Here is a 23,117-nt window from a genome sequence, read left to right on the forward strand (position 1 = left end):
ACAAGGAGGTGGCCGGCGTGGTCGAAGCGACGGACCGGGCCGGTCTCGCCCGCAAGGTGGCGCGGCTCGAGCCAATGATCTGTATCAAGGGTTAGGTCGACCTTGCGGCGGTCCCTTTGTGGTGCACTTAGCGGATGCACCCCGATATCGCCTCGCCGACAGCGCCATTAGACGTGTGACAGGATCCTAACCACCGGTCATTGACATGAAACGGACCACCTGCCCCGGCTTCTCGTTAAACTCGTGGCGCTCTGGTTTCAGGGCGATCGCCTGGAGGAGGTGTGCTTTGACCTCGTCGTGTCCGGCACCGGCCCTCAGGTGCTCTCGCAGCGGATAGCTGTGGTCCTGGCCCAGGCAGGTATAGAGCGTGCCATCGACCGATAGTCGAACCCGGTTACAGGTGTCGCAGAAGTGCTGCGAGATGGGGGTGATGAAGCCGATCCGGAGATCGGTACCGACTACCTGAACATAGCGGGCAGGACCGCCGCCCGGCATGACGCCGGGGACCAGGTCGAAGCGCTTCTCCAGGCGCTCCCGAACTTCACGAAGATCGAGAAACATCTCGCTCGCCTCCCGTCCGGTTTCGCCCATCGGCATGGTTTCGATGAAACGCAGCGTAAAACCGTGCTCAAGGCAGAAATCGGTCACGGCCTCCACCTCGTCATCGTTGATGCCGCGCATCACGACCATATTGATCTTGATAGGGTCAAAGCCCGCCTCTCTGGCGGCACGCAGGCCCGCCAACACTTTGTCCAGACGACCTCCGGTGATCTCCTTGAAGCGATCCGGACGGAGCGAGTCGAGGCTGATGTTGAGGCGACGGACGCCCCCCTCGTAAAGCGCCTCGGCATCGCGTGCCAATTGGACCGCATTCGAGGAGAGGGAAAGGTCCTCTATACCCGGCAACGCCGCCAGCCGGGAGGTCAGCTCAGGCAAGCCTTTGCGAACCAGCGGTTCACCGCCCGTGAGTCGTACCCGTTTCACGCCCAGATCGGCGAAGGCGGCCATTACCTTTTCGATTTCGTCGAAGGTTAGCCAGTGGTCCGGCGCCTCGAAATCGCGGAAGCCTTTGGGCATGCAGTAGAAACAGCGGAGATCGCACCGATCCGTCACGGAGAGACGAACGTATTCGATGGTGCGCCCGAAGGTGTCTTGCAGCGTTTTGTCCATCAGATCGAGTATAGGCCTCGGCCTTTTGGGCAGCAACAAAGTCCCCGGACAGGGCGCAGGCTTTACTCCCGACCTCGGCAACAGTTCCCTCCTTAACGCCGACAAGCACCAGTCGGTGACCGGTTGTTTTCAAACTTCGAGAAAAGCCCCTGTTTATGTCCGGCAAATAGGTGGTATCGGTGTAACCCCGGCGTACTACCTCGTTGGGGGTAGTGCGCTCCCATGTGTCGAAAAATAGGGAGGTTTTTGTGATAACCGCTTATTTTGCTTGGTTTTGGACTCGGTCCGAACGCTTGATCTGCATCAAGGTGATGAGGAGTCCAGGGTCCTAGTGTCAAACCTCATCGATTACAAGGTTTATGCCAGGCATAGCTGGCCCGGGGTGAAGTAGTTATGGACAAGGTCATTAGCCGCGCACAGTTTTTGCGGGGAGATTTCAGGAGTAAAAGACGGCCTGTTCGTCCGCCGGGGTCGATTGAAGAAACCACTTTCATTTCGCGCTGCAGTCGTTGCGGCGATTGCTATAGTGCCTGCGAAACCGGCGTCCTGACCAGAGGGCGCGGTGGTTTTCCCACCATCGATTTCTCCCGGGGCGAGTGCATCTTCTGCACCGCCTGCGCCGACGCTTGCCGTGAAGAAGTGATCACTTCCGATCCCGAAGAATCCACCCCTTGGGATCTGATTGCGCACATCGACGGCAACTGCCTGGCCAAACGGGGGGTCATTTGCCGCACCTGTGGCGAACAGTGCCAGCACGGCGCGATCCGCTTCCGCCTGGCGGTCGGCGGGGTGGCGCTGCTTCAGTTCGATGCGTCCGCCTGCAACGGATGCGGTGCGTGTGTTGCGCCGTGTCCAACCGGGGCTGTCGCCGTACGCAAATCTGCCGAGGAGAGTCCGTAATGAATATCTGTGGCGTTTTGGTCCACGCCAGACCCGAGAACATCGATGTAGTTCGTGAACGGCTGCTGATGGTCGACGGCGTCGAAGTACACGGTTCCAACGAGGATGGCCGCATGGTCGTCACTCTGGAACAGGACGACAACGACCGGATGGCCGATGCACTGTTTGATTTTCAAAGACTTGAGGGCGTCATTTCAGCGTCGATGATCTACCACCACTCTGAAGAAACCGAGGCGCATGCCGAGGAGGTCACACTATGAAACAGACACGGCGAGAATTCATAAGAAACACGGCCGTTACCGCCACCGCCGCAGCTGCGGGCGTTACTCTGCCCGGGCTTAATGGGGCACTGGCGCAGGAGGGCGACGGGATCCGCTGGGACAAAGCGGCGTGCCGTTATTGCGGTACCGGCTGTTCGGTACTGATCGGCACCAAGGGCGGGAAAGTCGTCGCCTCTCAAGGTGATCCGGATGCACCCGTCAACCGGGGCCTGAACTGCATCAAGGGTTATTTCCTGCCCAAGATCCTTTATGGCAAGGACCGTCTCACCCAGCCCTTGCTGCGCAAGAGCAACGGCAAGTACGACAAGGAAGGCGATTTTGAACCCGTTTCCTGGGATGAAGCCTTCGACGTGATGGCGGCACACTGGAAGCCGGCCATTAAAAAGAGCATGGAGGAGAACGCCGGTAAACCGGCCGATCAATTGACTTCGCGTGTCGGCATGTTCGGTTCCGGCCAGTGGACAGTGTGGGAAGGCTACGCTGCTTCGAAACTGATGAAGGCGGGCTTCCGTTCCAACCACCTCGATCCGAATGCCCGCCACTGCATGGCTTCGGCGGTCGGTGCTTTCATCCGCGCCTTCGGTATCGACGAGCCGATGGGCTGCTATGACGACCTCGAGCACGCCGATGTGTTTGTGCTGTGGGGCGCCAATATGGCGGAGATGCACCCGATTCTGTGGTCGCGGCTCACCGATACCCGTCTGACCAAGCCGGGCTGTGAAGTGCATGTGCTCTCCACTTACGAGCATCGCTGTTTCGAACTCGCCGACAACGGCATGGTCTTCACCCCGCAGACGGACTTGGCGATCGGCAACTATATCGCCAACTACATCATCCAGAACGAGGCCTATAACAAGGCGTTCCTGGACAAGCACGTCAATTTCACCAAGACCCCGACCGACATCGGTTACGGCCTGCGCCCCGAGCATGCACTGGAGAAGGCGGCCAAGAATGCCGGCAAGGGCAAGCTCAGCAAGATCTCCTTCGATGAGTACGCCAAGTCGGTCGAGCCCTACACCGTGGAGCATGCCTCCGAACTCTCCGGGGTACCGAAGGATCAGCTGCTGCGTCTGGCCAAGGCCTACGCCGACCCCGCGAAGAAGGTCACTTCCTTCTGGACCATGGGCATGAACCAGCACACCCGCGGTGTCTGGATGAACGGTCTGGTCTACAACATCCATCTGCTGATGGGCAAGATCTCCGAGCCCGGCAACAGTCCGTTCTCATTGACCGGCCAACCATCGGCCTGTGGCACCGCCCGCGAGGTGGGTACGTTCTGTCATCGCCTGCCCGCCGACCTGGTGGTCGCCAAACCGGCCCATCGCGCCTTTTCCGAGAAGGTCTGGAAACTGCCCGAGGGGACCCTCAACGGCAAGGTCGGCTATCACGCCGTGCTCATGCATCGCATGCTCAAGGACAGCAAGCTGAACACCTTCTGGGTCATGTGCAACAACAATATGCAGGCCGCGGCCAACCTGAATGAGGAGTCGTTACCCGGCTGGCGCAATCCGGACGCCTTCGTCACCGTCTCCGACCCTTATCCGACGGTATCCGCCACGGCCGCCGACCTGATCCTGCCGACCGCCATGTGGATCGAGAAGGAGGGGGCCTACGGGAATGCCGAACGCCGTACCCAGTTCTGGCGTCAGCAAACCAGTGCCCCGGGCGACGCACAATCCGATCTGTGGCAGCTGATGGAGTTCGCCAAGCGCTTCAGGATCGAAGAGGTATGGCCCGAAGAGCTGCTGGCCAAGTCGCCCGAGTACAAGGGCAAGACCCTGTACGAAGTGCTCTACGAAAACGGCCAGGTCAACAAGTTCCCGAAACAGCAGGTGACCGACGACCGCGGTAACAAGTACGACAACCATGAGATGGAGCACTTCGGATACTACCCGCAAAAGGGGCTCTTCGAGGAGTACCGTCTGTTCAACTCCGCGCCCGATATCATCAAAAAGGGCCACGAAATGGCTCCGTTCGAGGCCTATCACAAGGCGCGCGGTCTGCGCTGGCCGGTTATCAACGGCAAGGAGACCCTGTGGCGGTTCCGCGAGGGTTATGACCCGCACGTGGCGAAAGGGGATGGTGTGAAGTTTTACGGCAAGCCGGACGGCAAGGCCAACATTATCACCGCGCCTTACGAGCCACCGGCCGAGAGCCCGGACGAGGACTACGATCTCTGGCTTTCGACTGGCCGTGTCCTGGAACACTGGCACTCCGGCTCCATGACACAGCGCGTGCCGGAACTCCACCGTGCCGTACCTGACGCGGTGATCTTCATGCATCCCAAGGATGCCCGCAAACGTCGGCTGCGCGATGGCGCCAAGGTGAAGGTGGTTTCCCGGCGGGGCGAGATCGTCACCCGCGTCGAGACCCGCGGTCGTAATAGACCGCCGGAGGGCCTGGTATTTGTGCCGTGGTTCGACGCCAGTCGTCTGATCAACAAGGTCACGCTCGATGCCACTGATCCCCTTTCCAAAGAGACCGACTACAAGAAGTGTGCGGTCAAGGTGGTGAAGGTCTAAACGGGACTGCCGGCGGCCGGACACCGCGGCCGCCGGCACCGCACCGGCCAAAGTAGGAAAATCGTATCGGAGTCAGGCACAGCCATTTAGGTGATTGAAGCAATGACGGATGCTGTACGCAGCGAAAACCGCCCGGAGAAGCGCAAAAGGGCCATCAGCCGCCGCCGGTTCATGGCCGATGTGGCCAGGACCGCCTGTGGCGTCGGCTTGCTTGGTTTGGGGATTGGCATGTTTTCCCGGGCCGGTGCTCTGCCGGCGATGTCGATCCGACCACCTGGAGCACTGCCCGAGGAAGACTTTCTCTCCGCCTGCACTCGCTGTGGTCTGTGCGTTCGGGATTGTCCCTATGACGTGCTGCAGCTTGGCGGATTGGGTGAACAAGTGCCGATCGGCACGCCCTATTTCGTCGCCCGGGAGAAGGCCTGCGTGATGTGTGAGGACATTCCCTGTGTCCCGGTGTGTCCCACCGGAGCGCTGGATCATGATCTGACCGACATCAACAAGGCCCGCATGGGTCTCGCCGTGGTGGTGGACCAAGAAACCTGTATAGCCTTTCTGGGGCTGCGCTGCGAGGTGTGCTTCAACGTCTGTCCCGTGCGGGGCGAGGCGATCACTGTGGACCGGCGGCCCAATCCGCGTTCCGACAGACACGCACTGTTCATCCCGGTAGTGCATTCGGATGCGTGTACCGGCTGCGGCCTGTGTGAACAGGCCTGCATCCTCGAGAAGTCAGCCATCAAGGTGCTTCCCACGCATTTGGCCAAGGGTGAGTTGGGCAGCCATTACCGGCTCGGGTGGGACGAAAAGGCCAAGGCCGGCAAGTCGCTGGTTTCTCCCGATTTGGAGCACCGCTACAACCTCCCGGAAGGCATGCGCTATGACCATGACGGCGAGGGGCTCATGCAGGAGGAACCATCACCGTTCGAAGACGATCCCCTGGATACGCTCAATCGCGGACTGGACGGGGGTACCTGATGGCCAGCTACGAACGTCTCGGTGCCGATGCGATTGCCGTCAAAGGTAGGTTACGGGCCCATAAATGGTTGCTCCTGCGACGCCTGAGTCAAGTCGGCATTCTGGTGCTGTTCCTCCTGGGACCGTGGGCGGGGCTCTGGATTATCAAAGGGAACCTGTCATCGAGTCTGCTGCTGGATAGCGTGCCGATGACCGAGCCGCTGGTGTTCCTGCAGATGTTGGCTGCGGGCTTCGTGACCCCGGCGACCACTGCAATAACGGGTGTGCTCATCGTTGCGGGGTTCTATCTGCTGGTGGGAGGACGCGCCTACTGTTCCTGGGTATGTCCGGTGAACATGATTACCGATGCCGCCAACTGGCTGCGGCAGAAGCTGGGCATCAAGCCCACAACACGGTTCTCGCACCACGTCCGCTACTGGATGCTGGCAATGGTGGTGCTGGTGGCGCTGGCGTCGGGGAGTATGGCTTACGAGCTGATCAATCCGGTGTCCTTGATCCACCGCGGCGTCATTTTTGGAGTTGGGATGACATGGGCGGTAATACTCGGCGTGTTCCTGTTCGACCTGTTTGTGACCCGGCGCGGCTGGTGTAGTCATGTCTGTCCCATGGGTGCAGCCTACGGGTTGATCGGGAAGTTCAGTCTACTGCGGGTGCGGGCCGACCGGCGTGAGGTGTGTAACGACTGCATGGAGTGTTTCGTGGTCTGTCCGGAGCCCCAGGTCATCCAGCCCGCACTCAAGGGTGCCGAGCGCGGAATAGGTCCGGTCATCGTGGCGGGAGAGTGTACTAACTGCGGACGTTGCATCGATATCTGTTCGAAGGATGTCTTCAACTTCGGTACACGTTTTTTTAAGTGAAGCAAACGAGAGGTTTTGGGGGCAAGACTGAACAGCATGCCCCGACCTTGAGATAACGACCGATAACTATCCGATGGTGGAGGTTCTCATGAAAAAGATCGCACTGACTGTAGTGATGGGGCTGACGGGATTCATGGCAATGCCGTTTTCAGCAAATGCGGAAGTTCAATCACTGAGGGGAAGTCTCGAGATCAACGACGACTCCAAGTCCATCACGGCAGCGAAGCCAATGTCACAGCGGGGCGGCTTCGAACGCAGCTATAAACTGCAGCCGCCCATGATCCCGCATAGCATCGAAAAGGACAAAATCACGCTGAAGACCAACACCTGCATGCGGTGTCACAGCGCGGAAAACTACGAAAAGGAGGAGGCGCCCAAGGTGGGAGACAGCCACTTTATCGCCGCGGATGGAAAGACACTGGAGACACTCTCTTCACGTCGCTACTTCTGTAGCCAATGCCATGCGCCGCAGAACGATGCACAAGAACTGGTGGAAAATACCTTTAAGGGAGCAAAGTAAATCCATCCACCCAAAGATCATTCAGCTATTAGAAGGTATTCAGAATGTTTGCTAAATCCGCGGTCACTCTATTGCTCGTCGGTATCGTGGTTGGTGTTGCCGGCTGGGGTGGTTTCAACTGGGCGATGGAGGCGACGAATACGGAGTCATTCTGTATTTCGTGCCACGAGATGGAGGAAAACGTCTTTCAGGAACTCCAGGAAACCGTCCACTTCACCAACCGTACGGGGGTTCGCGCCACCTGCCCGGACTGCCATGTCCCAAGGGATTGGAAGCATAAGGTCGTGCGTAAGATCAAGGCAAGCAGTGAGCTCTACCACAAACTGATGGGCACCATCGATACGCCGGAAAAATTTGAGGAGAACCGGCTCGAGATGGCGATGCGCGAGTGGGAGCGGATGAAATCCACGGACTCACGTGAGTGCCGCAACTGCCACAAATTCGCATCCATGGACCTGGAGAAGCAGCAGTCGCGTAGTGCGGATCGCCATGACCCGCATTACTGGGATGCGATTGACGGCCTGTCGCCGAGCAAGACCTGTATCGATTGCCACAAGGGTATTGCGCACTCGCTGCCGGAGGGCTGGGAGGATGCCGTTGCCAACAACCCGGTGCTTTCGACGGGTGAATGAAAACGGCAGTGGCTGGTGGGTAGTGGCTAGTGACCAGTGGCTAGTAGCTAGTGGCTAGTGACCAGTGATTGGCGATTTGTTGTTCGGCACTGGTGCGATGGGTGGAACGGTAGGTAGCGAAACCCATCGTGCTTGTCGCAGAGAGCAGTTAGCCATGGCCGGCCTTATGCCGTAGGGCAGACGTAACTGTTCCCCGGGTGATCACGCACGGCCCGGGAAATCCGTCATCCCCGCGTAGGCGACGCGTAGGCGGGGATCCACGTTGTTGGCGGCTGCGGCCATCGACGGCGATCCGTCATCCCCGCGTAGGCGGGGATCCATTTTGAGCCATGCTTCTGTCCTCTGGATTCCCGCCTGCGCGGGAATGACGCAGGGATGACGCGGGAATGACGCGGGGATAACGTGGGATGACGCGGGAATGACGCGGGAATGACGCGGGAATGATGCGGGACTGACGCGGGACCGACGCGGGATTGACGCGGGGCTGACGCGGGAATGATGCGGGAATGACGCGGGAATGACGCGGGAATGACGCGGGAATGACGCGGGCATTACGCGGGAATGAAGGAGGGGGTGAGTGGTTACGGGCGGACGATAAAAAGGGGTGCGCCGAAGCGCACCCCTTTTCCGTTGGCTACCTTACGGTCGGGATCAGGCGTTCTGGTAGTAATCGATGAGGATCTTGGCGACTTCCGGACGCGAGAACTCCTTGGGCGGGGCTTCGCCGTTGGCGAGCATTTCGCGCACCTTGGTGCCTGAGAGCAGCACGAAGTCCTCTTTTTTGTGGTCCGGGGCCTCGCACATCATGACCACCTTGTTCAGCTTCTTCGACCAGGCGGTGTGGTCGGCGCGGAAGATCTCGATTTCCAGGGCGCCTTTGGGCACTTCTTCATCGAAGATGGTCTGCGCGTCGAAGGCGCCGTAGTAGTCACCCACACCGGCGTGGTCGCGGCCGATGATGAAGTGGGTGGCACCCATATTCTGGCGGAACACCGCATGCAGCACCGCTTCGCGCGGACCGGCATAGAGCATGTCGAAACCGTAGCCGGTGACCATGGCGGAGTTCGGCGGGAAGTAGAGTTCGACCATCTTGCGGATGGCGGCATCGCGCACCGGGGCGGGAATGTCACCCTTCTTCAATTTGCCGAGCAGCATGTGGATGACCAGGCCGTCGCAGCCGAGTCGCTCCATGGCCATGTGGCAGAGCTCTTCGTGGGCCAGGTGCATCGGGTTGCGGGTCTGGAAGGCAACCACCTTCTTCCAGCCATGCTCCTTGATCTCGTTGCGGATCTCGACGGCGGTGCGGAACGTGTCGGGGAAATCCTCCGAGAAGTAGGAGAAGTTCAGCACTTTGATCGGCCCGGAAAGCACCATGTTGCCCTGGCTGTTGAAAGCGGCGACGCCGGGGTGCTCGCTATCGCTGGTGCGGTAGACCTTCTCGGTCATAAAGGCCATTTGTTCGGCGCTTGCCTCTTCGGCACTGTCGATGTCCATTACCGCCAGTACCGGGTTGCCCTCGACGTTGGGATCACGTAGGGCAACGCGTTTGGCGCCGTTCAGCGCATCGAACTGTTCCTTGGTGGTCAGATTCAGCACCGGTGTCGGCCAGAAAAGACCCGATGCCGTATGCATGTTCTCCGCCACGCCCATGGCATCGGCCAGGGTCATGTAACCGGTGAGCGGGTTGAAGTAACCGGCCCCCAGCATAACCGCGTTGGCGGCGGCGGCGGAGGAAAGAAGCATGGAGGGCAGGCTTTCGGCCTCGCGCTTCAAGGCGTCGTGCTCGTCCTGGTTATAGACGAACAAGGGATTCAGCTCGTCGGAACCGTGCGGTTTGATCATCACGTTCTCCTTTTTGGGTTTGTTTCCCGGCAATCACCCGCGGCGCGGGCCCGGTGTTTCGCAATTTTGAATTCGCAGCAGTGTTGTTTCGGCGGCAATCCTGTGGGGATCCTGTCTATGCCGACACAGGACAATGCCGGAAAATATACACTACAGGTCAGGGGGTTTAGTAATAGGAGAGAATGATAGGGATATAAAAGCAGTGGCTAGTGGCTAGTGGCGAGTAGCTAGTGGCTAGGAACCAGGGACCAGGCCGGCAGGGTGGCAACACCCCGCCCTTCCTCGCCACTCGCCACTAGCCACTGTTCTTTAGCCACTAGCCACTCGCCACTTAGATTGTCTGATAATAGAGGTTCTGCGGGTGATTCGCCTGGGCAAAGAAGTACCAGCGTTCGAACAGCAGGCCCAGATACTGGCTGACAAAGGCCCCTGCCAGCAGTCCCAGGCTGTCGGTCCCGATGCCGATGGCAAGCAGGACGAGCGGAATCGCAAATACCAGCACCAGGAAGATCCATTTCACCGACTTGAGGAAGGCCGCGGTTTTGCCGTGGAAGTATTCCCGGGTATTGAAGGAGCCGCCCATCATGCCCATCGCCTTCTGCTCGATGTGGCTATGACGAACGCCGATGGCAGTCTGCAGTGTGGATTTGTGCTTGATGCGGGCGTTGCGGATCAGCGAGGCCGTGCGCGTCCCCAGTGCTGCCAGGGTGAACAGGATCGCCCAGCCGCCGAAGAAATTCACCAGTATCGGGGCCTCCCAGGCGGCAAAGGCGGTGGCCAGTGTAAAGCCGGAAGCAATGCCAAGCAGGGTGTAGTTGAGTACGGTCAGCGGGCTGGCCCACTCCTGGAGGAACTTGATGGCGGCGTAGATCATGGCTGTGGAAACGAACAGGGCAAATACGAACAGGGTGGTTACCGTGCCGATGACCAGGGTGAGCTGGCCGGCGATATCCACATCGAACAGGTTCGCCTCCCAGCCGAGATAGTGGAGCAGACCATAAAGAAACACCAGGGCGATCACGGCGGGGATGAAGACAATCTCGCGTGACAGCCAGGAGGTCCGCCACTGGGAAGCGGCCCGCCAGGCCCGCGTGATGACAAAGGAGGGTTTACCCAGGTGGAATACCGACGCGCCAAGCCCGGCCACGAGAAACAGCAGCGCCAGGAAACTGCCCGCAGCAAAAAATTCACGGGAGTCCTGAACCGGCAGTAGCTCGAGCGCCGAGTAGCTCTGCAGGGTAAACAGGGCCAGGAACAGGCCCTGGCCCACGCCGATGAAGGTGGTCAGAAAGATTACCGAAAATGCGGGATGCATCTTTAACTCCAGTTTCTAGTAGCTAGTATCTAGTGGCTAGGAAATACCCCTGGCCACTAGCAACTCGCGACTCGCCCACTTACATGAGCCAGTCGTCCAGTGTGACTTCCTTGCTGGTTTCGTGGCGGATGTCTTCCTTCTTGAGCGGGTTGTCCGAGCGCACCAGCTCATCTTCGTGGATGGTCTTGCGGGTTTTGCGCCGCGGCAGGTAGTGGTTGGCCGGCTTGGTGCCCCACTCGGGCATCAGCTGATAACCACCCTGTTCGCGGATCGCCACCGAGACCTCGGAATCCGGGTTATGCACATCGCCGAACAGGCGGGCACTGGTCGGGCAGGCCAGTACGCAGGCGGGCTTGCGCTCGGATTCCGGCAGTACCTCGTCGTAGATGCGATCCACGCAGAGAGTGCACTTTTTCATCACCTTCTGGTATTCGTCCAGCTCGCGGGCGCCGTAGGGGCAGGCCCAGGAGCAGTATTTGCAGCCGATACATTTGTCGTAGTCCACCAGGACGATGCCATCCTCGGCGCGTTTGTGGCTCGCGCCGGTGGGGCACACCGGAACGCAGGGCGCGTCTTCACAGTGCAGGCAGCTCTTCGGGAAGTGGACCGTCTCCGTAGTCGGGAATTCCCCCACTTCGTAGGTCTGCACGCGATTGAAGAACGTGCCGGTCGGGTCCTTGCTGAATGGATTATCGTCGAACATCGGACCGGCCGGACCGGAGGTATTCCACTGCTTACAGGACGTCACGCAGGCGTGACAGCCCACGCAGACATTCAAATCGATAACAAGAGCCAATTGCGTCATAGCCAAAACCTTTATTGAAACTGTTAACCGCCAAGGACGCGAAGAGCGCTAAGGCTTTCGTGCGTTCAACATCGCGATTGCCTCTTTGGACCTGGCGCCCCTTCGCGCCCTTTGCGGTTAGATTTCTTTAACCACGGGGGACACGGGGATCACGGGGTTTTTAGAAAAGGGATTCCCCGTGTGCCCCGTGTCCCCCGTGGGTAATATCTTTGCTCTGTGGTCGGAAGTTTCCTTAACCCGACTTCTTCTCGAACATGCCCGCGAAGTAGTTCAGCCAGGGGCGACGTTCCCCGGTTCCCGGGACCTGCGGCATGGGCTTGAACTGGGGCCAGCTCACCTGCTCTTCGTCGGGGCCGGCCGGGTAGACGCGCACCCGCACATCGTACCAACCCGCCTGGCCGGTGACCGGGTCGGAGTTGGAGAGGTGTTTGCCGGCGTCGTGGGCGGGGAGCTCCTCTGCGATTACGTGGTTAAGCAGGAAGCCCTGCTGCGCCTCGTTGGCCTTCGCGTCGAGGTTCCAGGCGCCTGCGGCCTTGCCGATGGCGTTCCAGGTCCACACCGTGCCGGGTTCGACGGCCTCGGAGTAGCGCGCCATGCAGCGAACCTGGCCGTGCATCGACTCCACCCACATCCAGCCGCCATCCTGGATGCCGGCCGCCTCGGCCGTCTTCGGATGGAGGTGGAGGAAGTTATAGGTGTGGATCTGGCGCAGCCATGCGTTCTGGGAATCCCAGGAGTGGTACATGGCCATCGGTCGCTGGGTGATGGCATTCAGCGGATAGGCCTGCTTGTCCGACAATTGCGATTCCAGCGGTTCGAAGTAAAACGGCAGCGGATCGAAGAACAGGTCGATGCGCCGGCGCAAGTTGTCCGGCGGCTGCTTGCCCTGGGTCTTGCCCTGGGCCGCCAGACGGAATTTCTGCAGCACTTCGGAGTAGATATGGACGTTGATGGGCTCGGCATAGCGGGTCATGCCGTGCTCCTGGGCCCACTGCAGGTAGCCCTGGTTCCAGTTGCGCATGTACTGATAGGACTTGGGCAGTTCATGCTGGAAGACGCAATTGTTCTTGGCATACATCTCCCACTGATTCGGATTGGGCTCGCCGCGGATCGACTTTTCACCGCCCTTTCCACGCCAGCCGGCCAGAAAACCGATACCGGAGCCAGGGGCGGTCTCGAAGTTAGTGATGAAATCCGGATAGTCGCGGAACTTGCGGGAACCGTCCTCATGAGTGAAAGGCGGCAGCTTGAGGCGCGAGCCGAGCTCGATGAGGACCTCCTGGAAGGGCTTGCACTCCCCTTTGGGCGGCACCACCGGGATACGCACCGAGTCGACCGGCCCCTCGAACTCGGAGATCGGCCGGTCGAGCATCGACATGACATCGTGCCGTTCGAGATAGGAGGTATCCGGCAGAACCAGATCGGCGTACGCCACCATTTCCGACTGGAAGGCATCGGCCACGATCAGGAACGGGATCTTGTACTCGCCGTTCTCATCCTTGTCGTTGAGCATTTTACGGACCTTGTCCGTATTCATGCTCGAGTTCCAGCTCATGTTGGACATGAAGATGAGTAGCGTATCAATGGAGTAGGGGTCGCCCCGCCAGGCGTTGGTGATGACGTTATGCATCAGGCCGTGGACGGAGAGCGGATGCTCCCAGGAGAACGCCTTGTCGATGCGCACCGGCTGACCCTTGTCGTCGACGAAGAGGTCGTCCGGGTCCGCCGGCCAGCCCAGCGGCATACCATTCAACGGCTCGCCGGCCCTTACATCTTCGGGACCTCTAGGGGTTTTGGGGCAGGGCGGAATCGGACGCGGAAACGGGGCCTTGTGGCGGAAGCCGCCCGGGCGGTCGATGGTGCCCAGGATGGACATCAGGATCGACATGGCACGGATGGTGTGAAATCCGTTGGAGTGGGCCGCCAGGCCGCGCATGGCATGGAATGCCACCGGGTTGCCGGTAACGGACTTGTGCTCGTTGCCCCAGGTGTCGGTCCAGGCGATGGGCAGTTCGATCTTCTCATCGCGGGCGGTGATCCCCATTTCGTGGGCCAGCCGGCGGATGGTTTCGGCCGGGATACCGGTGATGTCGGCCGCCCACTCGGGGGTGTACTCCTCCACCCGCTCCTTGAGAAGCTGAAAGGAGGGCTTCACCGGAGTGCCGTCCGAGAGCCGGAAATCGCCCAGCAGGTAGGGGTCAGCGCCCGGGGTGTGGGTGGATATCGGCTTGTTCAGTTCGCGGTCCCACCACAGTTTGTTCTGCGGATCGAAGCAGCCCTCCTCGGGCGGCACTTCGAAGCGCACGAACATGCCATGCTCCGGGCTCTCTTCGTTGAGGTTCACCAATTCGGCGGCATTGGAGTACTGAATCAGGAATTCGCGGTCGTAGAGGCCGGTCTTGATGATCTCATGGGTCAGCGCCAGCATCAGCGCGCCGTCGGTACCCGGCTTGATCGGCACCCATTCGTCGGCAATGGCGGAATAGCCGGTGCGCACCGGGTTGACCGAAATGAAGCGGCCGCCGTTGCGCTTGAACTTGGACAGGGCCATCTTCATCGGGTTCGAGTGGTGATCCTCGGCGGTGCCGATCATCACGAACAGCTTGGCCCGGTCCAGGTCGGGGCCGCCGAATTCCCAAAAAGAACCGCCAATGGTATAAATCATCCCCGCGGCCATGTTCACCGAGCAGAAACCACCGTGGGCGGCGTAGTTCGGCGTGCCGAAGTTCTTCGCAAACAGGCCGGTCAACGCCTGCATCTGGTCACGGCCGGTGAAAAGGGCGAATTTTTTGGGGTCGGTCTCACGGATGTGGGCAAGTCGCTCCTCGAGTATTCCGTAGGCTTCGTCCCAGGAGATAGGCTCGAACTGCGCGTCGCCGCGGTCGGTGCCGGGCTTGCGCTTCAAGGGGCGGGTCAGACGGGCAGGAGAGTACTGCTTCATAATCCCCGAGGAGCCCTTGGCGCAGATCACGCCCTTATTCAAAGGATGGTCGGGGTTGCCCTGGATATACCGCACTTCACCCCCGCGGGTGGTGACGCGGATGCCGCAGCGGCAGGCACACATGTAGCATGTGGTGTTCTTGACTTCGGTGCGACCCTCGGTCGCACTCTTCGCCTTGTCGCTCATAAAAAACTTCGCTCTTCGGGAGTTTTCGACCGGGGAACGGGAACCAGATGACCTTTCGTGCGTCCGTCGCACCCGCGACCGAAGAAAAAGATTATTAGAACCTGATAATATTGCTAATATATCAGACGCATCTGCCCATCCTCTATACCCTTTGTGGATAGAGTCTAAAAAAAGGGCGGTGTATCTTATGAACATCAAGCTTTTTTATGGCTCCGCAAGATAGTTTTGTTTGGCGGGCCCTGGCTGAGTCGATAAGGTAGGCACACCCGGCATAAGCGGACCGTTCGGACTCGCGGAGACGCGTGCCGAAGACGGGCTGGAAAGCAGCCATGCGAATCGAGAAACAGCGCCTATACTCTAGAGCGTTTCCGGCCGTCGGGATTACGACAAGTAGACTCCGGCGGCCCTTCGGCTTCCGACCGAATGCGGTTCCTTAACGCAGCAGTTAAAACCCTGAAATAAAGGAGCGACAACCAATGCCAACATTTGTACGTACCGACAAATGCGATGGCTGCAAGGGTCAGGACAAGACCGCTTGCATGTACATCTGCCCGCACGACCTGATGAAGCTGGACAAGGATGGCTCGGAAACCGGCCATGCCATGAAAGCGTTCAACCAGGAGCCGGAGCAGTGCTGGGAGTGCTACTCCTGCGTAAAGATCTGCCCGCAGCAGGCCATCGAGTGCCGTCACTACGCTGACGTCGTACCGCTCGGCGGTTCCGTGCAGCCGCTGCGTGGTTCCGACTCCATCATGTGGACCATCAAGTTCCGCAACGGCACCCTCAAGCGCTTCAAGTTCCCGATCCGTACCACCCCGGAAGGTTCGATCGACCCGTACGGCAACAAGCCGGAAGCCGACTACTCGAAAGTCACCGATCTGGGCTTCTTCAATGAAGCCAACGGCTACCGCAAGGGTGATCCCAGCGAGCTGCTGAAAGTCTGATCGCCGCGCTGTTATTGGGGTGTACGATTCAAAATTTCGAATTCTGAGGATATAGAAGAATGGCTGGAGAATTTGGTAATCCGGAAATCGTCGAAGAAGAGGTTGATATCCTCCTCATCGGCGGCGGTATGGCCTGCTGTGGTGCCGCCTACGAGATCATGCCGTGGGCGAAGGCTGCCGAAGGCGAGCTGGGCCGCGAGTTCAAAATCAAGCTGGTCGACAAGGCCGCCATGGACCGCTCCGGCGCCGTGGCTCAGGGTCTGTCCGCCATCAACACCTACATCGGCACCGAGCAGGACCCGGCCGATTATACCCGCATGGTCTCCAACGACCTGATGGGCATCACCCGTGACGATCTGGCCTACGACCTGGGTCGTCACGTCGACGAGTCCGTGCATCTGTTCGAAGAGTGGGGCCTGCCGATCTGGAAGACCGACGAGAACGGTGAGCGTCACGATGGCTCGAAGGGTCTGCCTTCGCTGGCTGACGGCGGCAAGCCGGTTCGGTCCGGCAAGTGGCAGATCATGATCAACGGCGAATCCTACAAGTGGATCGTGGCAGAGGCCTCGAAGAAGGCTCTGGGCATGGATCGCATCCAGGAACGTATCTTCATCGTCAAGCTGGTCAACGACAAGAACGATCCGAACCGTATTGCCGGTGCTGTCGGTTTCAACGTCCGTGAGCACAAGTTGCACGTCTACAAATTCAAGGCTTGCCTGCTGGCCGCCGGTGGTTGTGTCAACATCTTCCGTCCGCGCTCCGTGGGTGAAGGTACCGGCCGCGCCTGGTACCCGGTCTGGAACGCCGGCTCCACCTACTCCATGGCTGCCGAGGCTGGTGCCGAGCTGACCATGATGGAAAACCGCTTCGTGCCGACCCGTTTCAAGGACGGTTACGGTCCGGTTGGTGCCTGGTTCCTGCTGTTCAAATCCAAGGCCGCCAACGCCTATGGCGAGAACTACCTGGTCAAGAATGCGGAGATGCTGGATCAGTATCCTCCGTACGGTCAGGCTGCCGTCCCCGCCTCCTGCCTGCGTAACCACGTTATGCTGAAGGAGATGAAGGAAGGCCGCGGTCCCATCTACATGGACACCGTTACCGCTCTTGCCAATCTGCGTGAGACCCTGTCGCCGCGCGAAGTCAAGCATCTCGAAGCTGAGGCCTGGGAAGACTTCCTCGACATGTGCGTCGGCCAGTGCGGTATCTGGGTCGGTGAGAACATCGAGCCGGAGAAGAAAAACTCCGAGCTGATGCCGACCGAGCCCTACCTCCTGGGTTCCCACTCCGGTTGCTGCGGCATCTGGACCTCCGGTCCGGTGGATGTTGGTGCCCCGACCGAAGAGACCGAAGCCGGCGTGCCGGATCACCTGCCGAGCGGCTGGAACTGGGGCTATCGCGGCATGACCACCGTGCAGGGTCTGTTCACCGCCGGTGACGGCGTGGGCGCATCCGGCCACAAGTTCTCCTCGGGTTCCCATGCCGAAGGGCGCATGGCCGCCAAGGCGATGATCAAGTTCGTTGTGGACAATAAAGACCACACTCCCGAACTCGACACCCCGGTCGACCAGCTGATGGAAGAGATCTACCAGCCGGTCCGCACCTTTCTCGAGCACAAGGACTACAGCACCGCTATCGACGTGAACCCGAACTACATCACGCCGAAGATGTTGCAGTTCCGTCTGCAGAAGATCATGGACGAATACGTTGCGGGCGTCGCCACTTACTACAACACCAACGACAAGATGCTCGAAGTTGCCGAGTACAAGCTCGAGATGTTGAAGGAAGACGCAAAGAAAATGCGTGCCAAGGACCTCCATGAGCTGCTGCGTGCGTGGGAAAACTACCACCGCATCCTCACTGCCGAGGCCCACATGAAGCACATCCAGTTCCGTGAAGAGAGCCGCTATCCCGGTTTCTACTATCGGACCGACAAGAACTTTGTCGACGAGGAAAACTGGCACTGTTTCGTGAACTCCATCTATGACAAGGAAAGCCAGCAGTGGACCGTGTTCAAGCGCGCCCACGTTGATCTGGTCGACAAGTCCAAGCTGTTCAAGAAGTAAGCGAACAGCCTGAGATGGCCTGCAAGGGCCGGGCGGCACAGCCGCCCGGCCTTTTTTTGTTGGAAGCGTCCATTTCGAGATCGCAACGCCGGGCCGACCGGCTGAACGTTTACCGGGATTGGCCGCATATGGCGAAATGGGCTTGATCGACGACCCTGCTGCGGTTATCCTCTGCGGATTCTGTCTTATGGACTTTCCAGGCTGGAAGTCACGACACTCCGCAGATATCCTTTGCCGGATGTTTCGATACTACGCACGCCCCCGCTTGTCTCCTGTCCGCAGAAGGACATTTCCTCAGACGGCCGTACTCTCGGCTCGGGCTGTGCGACCCGCATTTTTCTCGAGGTGTAGCCATGGTTGATAACAGCTCTTCCCCGTTTCAAAGCCCCGTTGTGCCGGAGATGTTCGACGGTGACAAGAAGATCAGTTTTGCCTGCTACAAGGGCATTCAGTGTTTCAATGCGTGCTGCAAGTCGATCGATATCACGTTGACGCCTTACGACATCGTTCGGCTAAAGCAGCGCCTGGGCATGACGTCGTGGGATTTTCTGCGCGAGTACACCGTACCGTACGAGCTGGAAAAAGACGGCATTGCCGCCGTCAAATTCAAGACCCGGGGTGAGACTACCGAGTGTCAGTTCATGACTGAGGAGGGGTGCTCTGTCTATGAAGATCGTCCGACTGCCTGCCGGTACTACCCGGTGGCACTCATCGCGATGCGCAGGCAGGACGAGTACACCGACACCAACTCCTTCGCGGTAGTCAAGGAAGAGCACTGTCTCGGGCACCGCGAAGAGCGGGAGCTCACCATTGACGAGTACCGGGCCGAGCAGGGCCTGAAGGACTATGACGAATTGGCCCGGGGCTGGCGCCAGCTTATTCTGAAAAAGAAATCATCCGGGCCGGCCATCGGCAAGCCATCGCTGCGCAGCCGCCAGCTGTTCTTCATGGCCAGTTACGATATGGATCGGTTTCGGGAGTTTGTCCGTTCGGACGGGTTCCACCGATCCTTCAAGATCGACGATGAACTCTATCAGACACTGCTGGAGGACGACGTCGAGCTGATGAAGTTCGGATCGCGCTTTCTTCAGCAGGTCCTCTTTGGTGAAGAAACCATTCCAGTGACCGAAGAGGCTCGCGAGGGACTGGCGGAGCGCGAACGCCAGGCAGCGAAAGAGCAGGCGGAAAGCGGCGAGGAAAGGGGCTACGACCCGGCCAACGAGCCGGTCGATATCGCCTGAAGTCTCCCGCGTCCTGTCCTCGGGAATCAAAAAGCCGCGATGGTATTTATGTCATCGCGGCTTTCGTTTGTCGGTGGACATTGCGCCGAACGACCGCTCTTCCGGAAGTAGTGGAGCGTGGCGGGTAGACCGGCATGTCGGCGTGCAAAACTTTCGCATGGGGCTATTTTTCAGGTGTTGAATACCTTTGCGGGAGAGAGCTGATGGCAGTCTTTGATCTCAGTAAGTCGCGACACCCGGAATATCCGATCGAGCCGATATTCCGGGACCGCTGGTCGCCGCGCGCGATGTCGGGCGATCCGCTCGAGCGCTCCGAACTGATGTCGCTGTTCGAGGCCGCTCGTTGGGCACCGTCCTCTTACAACAATCAACCCTGGCGCTTCGTCTATGCGCTACGCGATTCCCCCGGGTGGGACCGTCTCTTCAGCTTGCTGGTGGAATTCAACCAGAGTTGGGCATCCGGGGCCGGGGCATTGATACTCGTTGCCGCCAAACAGACGTTCGACAATGGCAAACCCTCGGTTACCCACGCTCTCGATGCGGGGGCTGCGTGGGAGAATTTCGCGCTGCAGGGTACGCTGAACGGACTGGTCGTACATGGAATGGAAGGCTTCGATTACCAACGGGCGCGAACGGAGCTGGGGATACCTGATGATCACGACGTCCTGGCGATGGCGGCGATCGGCCGGCCGGGGCGGATCGAGGACCTGCCGGGGCCGTTACGTGAACGCGAGGTGCCGTCCGATCGCAAACCGCTTGCCGAGTGGGTATTCGAAGGCCGCTTTGGACGCCCGGCCGAATAAGGGCACTTCTAATAGCAATCCGACACGGTTTCGCTCGCGGCCGTTTGGACGCTGGCAACGCGCAGCGAGCGACGTGTAATGGTTTTACATGAGCGAGCTGCACGAATTCACCGGGACCGACTGTGGCCCGCTGAAGGCGGGCCCCGAAAGAGGTGAGCCCCATGGACGGGGCGAACAGTGCAGTCCAGCGGGCAAAACGGTCCGAGCCCGAAGGGTTGTATGTGGGTCGGGTTCTAGTCCGGGGGGTGCATTGGCCCGAAGGCCGATTTACGGTTTTCCCCGCGTGTTTGCGGCTACAGGTCAACGTTGGGTGGGCTATCCCCACCTCGGTTCGGTTAGCGATCCACGCGGGTCCTGATCGCAGGAGGCTGGGCGAGCGTATGGTGCAGGGTGCAGTGTTCCGCAGCCCGCTCGGCCGCCTCCAGCCGGTCCGCGGGAAGATCGGGCCAGATAATGCCCATATCAATGTCGGAAACCCGCATTGGGTGTTCGCTGTATTGCCATCGGAGCCGAATGCGGATCCCTGCCGGGTCTACTGCCAGGTGTGCACCGTAGGCGGCAAGTACCGAAAAGGTACAGAGACCCAGCGAGGTGGCAAACAGTTGCAGGGCACTGAATTGGGCTTCCGGATCTTGCATATCGACATCGAAGCCGGCCTGGTACAGCTCTGACAGCTCAATATCCGTTTCGGCATGTTGGATAACTTTCACGGTGTTCCTGGCTAGTGGTCCATGCGGAAAATCGTGTGACGCTCAGCCGGTCTCACAAGCGCCATCGGCAAGGCGCAGGACCGGCCGTAGCCAATTCAAGCTGCAAAGCAGCCGAGGGCGCTCTGAATGCCACACTGCCACGCTATTTCCCGCATGGGCCAATAGGAGCCGGTCCGAGAATAGCGTTTTAGCGCCAACCTATATTCTGGGTCGGACAGGCTCCTAGGGTTTTTCGACAGTGATGGTAATGGTGTGATCGATTCCCAGCTCTGCATAGGCGCGGTTCAGGAGCGCTGCCCGGACTGCGTATTCGCCCGGTTCGACATCCCGGAAACTGTGGCTCCCTTCCGGTTCGTCCAACACTACCGACTCCCTCTCGCCTAACTGTAGTTGAATATGACGCGCCTTGAAGCCAAGGCTGGCTTCATACTCGATGTTGATGGGCTGTCCATGCGGCAGTGTGGCGTTGTCACTCGGTGAGACGATACGCACGCTACTCTCTCCCGAAGTATCGGCGGTTCCAATCACTCCCGAATCGGCTGCCAGCGGCAGCAGCGTCAAAAGCAGTGCTACCGCACCGGAGAATGGACGTGACGCCATCAGGGTTCCTTATGGGAGAAGAGCGACAACTAAGGGATTAGTACACCAAGGCTCTTCAAGCAAACGAAAGGTGGCAGCTGAAAAGCGAAAGGTACCGGCAAAAAAACGCCCCCTTGCGGGGGCGTTGAGGGACTTCATTTCTTTTTCGAATTTGTAACTGCTCGCCCGGGTGATCGCGCATGGCCCGGGAAATCCGTCATCCCCTGTCACCCCCCGCCTGCGCGGGGGTGACAGGGAATGACGGAGGGGGTGAGTAGTTAGGTTTACTTGTTAGTCACGTCTTCCAACTGCTTGACAGGAATGATCTGTCCATCCAGTGCCGATTCCTTCGCCGACTTGCCATAGGCCACCGAGATGAGCTGACTGTAGTACACCACCGGCATCTCGAATTTGGTCTTGAAGGTCTTGTTGATTTCCTTCTGGTAGGACTCGACATTCATCTGGCACAGCGGACACGGCGTGACGATCATGTCGGCGCCGCCATCGTAGGCCGCCTCGATGATGTCCTTCACCAGTGCGTGGCCCTTTTCCGGCTCAGAGAACATCAGCGCGCCGGAACAGCAGGCCACCTTCTTGTCGTAGCGGTCTACCGCCTGCGCTCCCATGCTCTCGATCATATGGTCGAGGTACTTGGGGTTCTCGAACGACTCGCCGGCGATGCCGAACGGACGATTGGTCTGGCAGCCCACGTAGCCGGCGATCTTGATGCCTTCCAGCGGCTTTTGGACACCACTGGCCAGCTCGTCGAACCCGATGTCCTCGATGAGGGCCTCGACCATGTGCCGGGCCTTTGGCTGCTCGCCTTCGATCTTCAGCCCGATTTCGTCCAGCGCCGCATTCACGCCTTCGCGGACCTTGTCATTTTCTTCGATGCGCTCCTGCGCCTCGCGGGTGGAGAGCCAGCAGGCGGCGCAGGTGGCGACGAGGTCCTGGTCCGGATTCTGCTGCGCCGAGAGCGCCACGTTACGCGCCGAAAGCGCGATACGCGGGACTTCGCCGCCGCCGGCATAGCCGATGGAGGCACCGCAGCAGTTCCAGTCATCGATTTCGTTCAGTTTGATATCGAGCGCATCGCACATGGAGTAGGTGGAGCGCAGATAGTTATCGGCCGACGCCTTCTTCTGCGACGAGCAGCCGGGATAGAAGGAGTACTCTTTCTTCGCCATCGGGTTAACCCTCCTTCCCGTCGAACCGGGTGATTTGCTGGTCCTCGAATTCCTGCGCCTTTTTCAGCATCTTCTGGATACCGCTGGTGTCCTTGCACTTGTGGCCACCGAAGTACTCCATTGCGTTCATTCGCTGGGTCTTCATCATGGCCATACCCAGTTCCCGACCCGCCATAGCGTTCTTCACGCCCTGCGCGAAGCCGTCCTTGAAGTAGAGGCCCACGCCTATCTTCAACTCGTTGACCCGGCCGTTTTTGGACAGCGAATCCCAGAACATCTGCCCGAACTCGGCTGTGGGCTGCTTTTTCGGCACCAGGTTCAACCGTTTCGCATAGGTGGCGAGGCCATGCATGATGTGGGTGATCGGCAGACCGCGCGGGCAGCGCGCTATGCAGTTGTAGCAGGAGGTACACATCCACATGGAATCGGACTTGAGCACTGCCTCGCGCTCATTCGCCCGGATCATCATGAAGAGCTCCTGCGGCGGATGCTCCCAATGGGGGCCGAGCGGACAAGAGCCCGAACAGACTCCGCACTGCATGCACATCTTGACCCAGTGCCCTTCCTCGACGTTGGCCTCGACCTCGTTGAGGAAGCTGCTCCGATACTTTTCGATCATCGCCTGATTGAGGTTGCTCATTGCT

The 23,117-nt window shown here is 59.4% G+C and carries 20 protein-coding genes; 11 read left to right on the forward strand and 9 right to left on the reverse strand.

Annotation, left to right across the window (positions count from 1 at the left end; all coding sequences use genetic code 11):
• Window positions 1–186: 186 nt before the first annotated feature.
• On the reverse strand, window positions 187–1,170 hold the full coding sequence (gene moaA, locus Q7L05_RS10920; RefSeq protein ID WP_303906126.1) for a GTP 3',8-cyclase MoaA: 984 nt from the start codon (window positions 1,168–1,170) through the stop codon (window positions 187–189).
• Between the two features lie 393 nt (window positions 1,171–1,563).
• On the opposite strand from moaA, the gene napF reads away from it, so the two are divergent.
• From napF to Q7L05_RS10955, 7 genes are all read left to right on the forward strand, one after another.
• Window positions 1,564–2,070, forward strand: coding sequence for a ferredoxin-type protein NapF (gene napF, locus Q7L05_RS17435; RefSeq protein ID WP_317623119.1), 507 nt, complete (start codon window positions 1,564–1,566; stop codon window positions 2,068–2,070).
• Window positions 2,070–2,330, forward strand: a complete 261-nt coding sequence (locus tag Q7L05_RS10930; RefSeq protein WP_303906131.1) for a chaperone NapD — start codon at window positions 2,070–2,072, stop codon at window positions 2,328–2,330. The genes napF and Q7L05_RS10930 overlap by 1 nt, the downstream gene beginning before the upstream one ends.
• Window positions 2,327–4,873, forward strand: a complete 2,547-nt coding sequence (gene napA / locus Q7L05_RS10935; protein WP_303906134.1) for a nitrate reductase catalytic subunit NapA — start codon at window positions 2,327–2,329, stop codon at window positions 4,871–4,873. The genes Q7L05_RS10930 and napA overlap by 4 nt, the downstream gene beginning before the upstream one ends.
• A 102-nt stretch (window positions 4,874–4,975) precedes the next feature.
• Window positions 4,976–5,848 carry a ferredoxin-type protein NapG gene (gene napG, locus Q7L05_RS10940; RefSeq protein WP_303906136.1) on the forward strand — a complete coding sequence of 291 codons (873 nt, stop codon included), beginning with the start codon at window positions 4,976–4,978 and terminating at the stop codon, window positions 5,846–5,848.
• Window positions 5,848–6,705: a quinol dehydrogenase ferredoxin subunit NapH gene (gene napH, locus Q7L05_RS10945; RefSeq protein ID WP_303906139.1), complete on the forward strand. Its 858-nt coding sequence runs from the start codon at window positions 5,848–5,850 to the stop codon at window positions 6,703–6,705. Before napG ends, napH begins: the two co-directional genes overlap by 1 nt.
• Window positions 6,706–6,793: 88 nt before the next feature.
• Window positions 6,794–7,225 (forward strand): nitrate reductase cytochrome c-type subunit, encoded by a 432-nt coding sequence (locus tag Q7L05_RS10950; protein WP_303906142.1) that lies wholly within the window; start codon window positions 6,794–6,796, stop codon window positions 7,223–7,225.
• A 44-nt stretch (window positions 7,226–7,269) separates the two neighbouring features.
• Entirely contained in the window at window positions 7,270–7,857 is a 588-nt protein-coding gene (locus tag Q7L05_RS10955) for a NapC/NirT family cytochrome c (RefSeq protein ID WP_303906145.1), read from the forward strand.
• Between the two features lie 651 nt (window positions 7,858–8,508).
• Here the strand turns inward: Q7L05_RS10955 and sat are convergent.
• The 4 genes from sat to Q7L05_RS10975 all read right to left on the reverse strand — a co-directional run bounded on the left by sat (window position 8,509) and on the right by Q7L05_RS10975 (window position 14,946).
• Window positions 8,509–9,699, reverse strand: a complete 1,191-nt coding sequence (sat, locus tag Q7L05_RS10960; protein ID WP_303906148.1) for a sulfate adenylyltransferase — start codon at window positions 9,697–9,699, stop codon at window positions 8,509–8,511.
• 331 nt (window positions 9,700–10,030) lie between these two features.
• Window positions 10,031–11,014: a dimethyl sulfoxide reductase anchor subunit family protein gene (locus Q7L05_RS10965; RefSeq protein WP_303906151.1), complete on the reverse strand. Its 984-nt coding sequence runs from the start codon at window positions 11,012–11,014 to the stop codon at window positions 10,031–10,033.
• 79 nt (window positions 11,015–11,093) lie between these two features.
• Window positions 11,094–11,819 carry a 4Fe-4S dicluster domain-containing protein gene (locus tag Q7L05_RS10970; protein ID WP_303906155.1) on the reverse strand — a complete coding sequence of 242 codons (726 nt, stop codon included), beginning with the start codon at window positions 11,817–11,819 and terminating at the stop codon, window positions 11,094–11,096.
• Window positions 11,820–12,051: 232 nt separating this feature from the next.
• Window positions 12,052–14,946, reverse strand: coding sequence for a molybdopterin oxidoreductase family protein (locus Q7L05_RS10975; RefSeq protein ID WP_303906158.1), 2,895 nt, complete (start codon window positions 14,944–14,946; stop codon window positions 12,052–12,054).
• Between the two features lie 476 nt (window positions 14,947–15,422).
• Here Q7L05_RS10975 and aprB point away from each other — a divergent pair, with 476 nt between their 5' ends.
• From aprB to Q7L05_RS10995, 4 genes are all read left to right on the forward strand, one after another.
• Complete coding sequence (aprB, locus tag Q7L05_RS10980) at window positions 15,423–15,890, forward strand: adenylyl-sulfate reductase subunit beta (RefSeq protein WP_092992735.1); 468 nt, start codon at window positions 15,423–15,425, stop codon at window positions 15,888–15,890.
• Between the two features lie 59 nt (window positions 15,891–15,949).
• Window positions 15,950–17,953: an adenylyl-sulfate reductase subunit alpha gene (aprA, locus tag Q7L05_RS10985; RefSeq protein WP_303906164.1), complete on the forward strand. Its 2,004-nt coding sequence runs from the start codon at window positions 15,950–15,952 to the stop codon at window positions 17,951–17,953.
• Between the two features lie 353 nt (window positions 17,954–18,306).
• A complete protein-coding gene (locus Q7L05_RS10990) occupies window positions 18,307–19,194 on the forward strand; it encodes a YkgJ family cysteine cluster protein (protein WP_303906167.1) in 888 nt (295 codons plus the stop codon).
• A gap of 203 nt (window positions 19,195–19,397) precedes the next feature.
• Window positions 19,398–19,997: a nitroreductase family protein gene (locus Q7L05_RS10995; RefSeq protein ID WP_303906170.1), complete on the forward strand. Its 600-nt coding sequence runs from the start codon at window positions 19,398–19,400 to the stop codon at window positions 19,995–19,997.
• Between the two features lie 335 nt (window positions 19,998–20,332).
• On the opposite strand, the gene Q7L05_RS11000 is transcribed toward Q7L05_RS10995, so the two are convergent.
• From Q7L05_RS11000 to Q7L05_RS11015, 4 genes are all read right to left on the reverse strand, one after another.
• The gene (locus Q7L05_RS11000) at window positions 20,333–20,707 is read right to left on the reverse strand and encodes an OsmC family protein (protein ID WP_303906174.1); all 375 of its coding nucleotides are present in this window, start codon (window positions 20,705–20,707) and stop codon (window positions 20,333–20,335) included.
• Between the two features lie 222 nt (window positions 20,708–20,929).
• On the reverse strand, window positions 20,930–21,307 hold the full coding sequence (locus tag Q7L05_RS11005; RefSeq protein ID WP_303906177.1) for a hypothetical protein: 378 nt from the start codon (window positions 21,305–21,307) through the stop codon (window positions 20,930–20,932).
• A gap of 263 nt (window positions 21,308–21,570) precedes the next feature.
• Window positions 21,571–22,473: a CoB--CoM heterodisulfide reductase iron-sulfur subunit B family protein gene (locus Q7L05_RS11010; RefSeq protein WP_303906180.1), complete on the reverse strand. Its 903-nt coding sequence runs from the start codon at window positions 22,471–22,473 to the stop codon at window positions 21,571–21,573.
• 4 nt (window positions 22,474–22,477) lie between these two features.
• Window positions 22,478–23,113 (reverse strand): 4Fe-4S dicluster domain-containing protein, encoded by a 636-nt coding sequence (locus tag Q7L05_RS11015; protein WP_303906184.1) that lies wholly within the window; start codon window positions 23,111–23,113, stop codon window positions 22,478–22,480.
• Window positions 23,114–23,117 lie beyond the last annotated feature (4 nt).

This window comes from Thiohalomonas denitrificans (assembly GCF_016841685.1).
In the GTDB taxonomy this organism is placed as follows: Bacteria; Pseudomonadota; Gammaproteobacteria; order Thiohalomonadales; family Thiohalomonadaceae; genus Thiohalomonas; species Thiohalomonas denitrificans_A.

Coding starts and splice junctions, on each gene's coding strand:
- moaA (WP_303906126.1), bottom strand. CDS start 1,170: ATGGACAAAACGCTGCAAGACACCTTCGGGCGCACCATCGAATACGTT.
- napF (WP_317623119.1), top strand. CDS start 1,564: ATGGACAAGGTCATTAGCCGCGCACAGTTTTTGCGGGGAGATTTCAGG.
- Q7L05_RS10930 (WP_303906131.1), top strand. CDS start 2,070: ATGAATATCTGTGGCGTTTTGGTCCACGCCAGACCCGAGAACATCGAT.
- napA (WP_303906134.1), top strand. CDS start 2,327: ATGAAACAGACACGGCGAGAATTCATAAGAAACACGGCCGTTACCGCC.
- napG (WP_303906136.1), top strand. CDS start 4,976: ATGACGGATGCTGTACGCAGCGAAAACCGCCCGGAGAAGCGCAAAAGG.
- napH (WP_303906139.1), top strand. CDS start 5,848: ATGGCCAGCTACGAACGTCTCGGTGCCGATGCGATTGCCGTCAAAGGT.
- Q7L05_RS10950 (WP_303906142.1), top strand. CDS start 6,794: ATGAAAAAGATCGCACTGACTGTAGTGATGGGGCTGACGGGATTCATG.
- Q7L05_RS10955 (WP_303906145.1), top strand. CDS start 7,270: ATGTTTGCTAAATCCGCGGTCACTCTATTGCTCGTCGGTATCGTGGTT.
- sat (WP_303906148.1), bottom strand. CDS start 9,699: ATGATCAAACCGCACGGTTCCGACGAGCTGAATCCCTTGTTCGTCTAT.
- Q7L05_RS10965 (WP_303906151.1), bottom strand. CDS start 11,014: ATGCATCCCGCATTTTCGGTAATCTTTCTGACCACCTTCATCGGCGTG.
- Q7L05_RS10970 (WP_303906155.1), bottom strand. CDS start 11,819: ATGACGCAATTGGCTCTTGTTATCGATTTGAATGTCTGCGTGGGCTGT.
- Q7L05_RS10975 (WP_303906158.1), bottom strand. CDS start 14,946: ATGAGCGACAAGGCGAAGAGTGCGACCGAGGGTCGCACCGAAGTCAAG.
- aprB (WP_092992735.1), top strand. CDS start 15,423: ATGCCAACATTTGTACGTACCGACAAATGCGATGGCTGCAAGGGTCAG.
- aprA (WP_303906164.1), top strand. CDS start 15,950: ATGGCTGGAGAATTTGGTAATCCGGAAATCGTCGAAGAAGAGGTTGAT.
- Q7L05_RS10990 (WP_303906167.1), top strand. CDS start 18,307: ATGGTTGATAACAGCTCTTCCCCGTTTCAAAGCCCCGTTGTGCCGGAG.
- Q7L05_RS10995 (WP_303906170.1), top strand. CDS start 19,398: ATGGCAGTCTTTGATCTCAGTAAGTCGCGACACCCGGAATATCCGATC.
- Q7L05_RS11005 (WP_303906177.1), bottom strand. CDS start 21,307: ATGGCGTCACGTCCATTCTCCGGTGCGGTAGCACTGCTTTTGACGCTG.
- Q7L05_RS11010 (WP_303906180.1), bottom strand. CDS start 22,473: ATGGCGAAGAAAGAGTACTCCTTCTATCCCGGCTGCTCGTCGCAGAAG.
- Q7L05_RS11015 (WP_303906184.1), bottom strand. CDS start 23,113: ATGAGCAACCTCAATCAGGCGATGATCGAAAAGTATCGGAGCAGCTTC.